Below are 908 nucleotides of genomic sequence, written 5' to 3' on the forward strand. Positions count from 1 at the left end.
TCCACCAGTGTCAACACTTATAACCTGATTGCTGCTGAAGACTGGAATGCCGGTGCTGACGCTGCTGTTGTCATTGCAGATTTGACAGGTAATGGCATTACCGTCAGCAATGTGGTGGCGCCGACCGTCACCTCTGCGACTTATAACGTCGCCACTGGTGTGCTGGTGGTGACAGGTAACAACTTCCTGTCACTGGCAGGTGCGAACAATGACATCACTGCCAACCGTATCCGTTTCCTGGGACAAGGGGCCTTCAACTACACCCTGACTAACACGCCGAACGTCGACATCACCTCCAACACCAGCTTCACCATGACCATGAGTGCCAACGACAAGACGGCGCTGGCATTGAGGTTGAACAAGGATGGCACCTCTTCCACCGACAGCACCACCTATAACATCGGCATGCTGGAAGACTGGAATACCGGAGCTGCTGTGGCTGTCGTCATCGCTGACCTGTTTGGCAACCCCGTTACCGTCACGGGTAACAATGTGGCCCCGACCATCGGCGGCACCGTCGCCGGCCAGACCGTGACAGAAACCACCACGGTCTCCCCCTTTACCGGCGTCACCATCACTGATCCTGATGTCGGCGCTTCCGAAACCATCATCATCAGCCTCGATGTCGCCGCCAAAGGCGCGTTCACGGCCGCTTCACTGGCAGCCACAGGCTTCTCAACCGCCGATGGTGGCCTGACCTATACCCATGCAGCAGGCAGCCCTGCAGCAGTACAGGCGGCCATCCGTGGCCTGGTGTTCCAGCCTGCGGCGGGACGGGTGCCGGTCGGTGGGACAGAGACCACGACTTTTACCATCAGTGCCAATGACGGGATTGCCAGTGCGGTGCTCAATAACAGCACGACTGTCATCTCCACCGGTATCAATGCGGCGCCGACCAATATCAGTCT

1 protein-coding gene is annotated in these 908 nt (G+C 57.9%); it reads left to right on the forward strand.

Annotation, left to right across the window (positions count from 1 at the left end):
- Positions 1-908, forward strand: a 908-nt coding sequence (locus LZ463_RS28885) for a hypothetical protein (RefSeq protein WP_241459777.1), incomplete at both ends; no start/stop codon positions are given.

This window comes from Undibacterium paludis (assembly GCF_022568815.1).
In the GTDB taxonomy this organism is placed as follows: domain Bacteria; phylum Pseudomonadota; class Gammaproteobacteria; order Burkholderiales; family Burkholderiaceae_D; genus Undibacterium.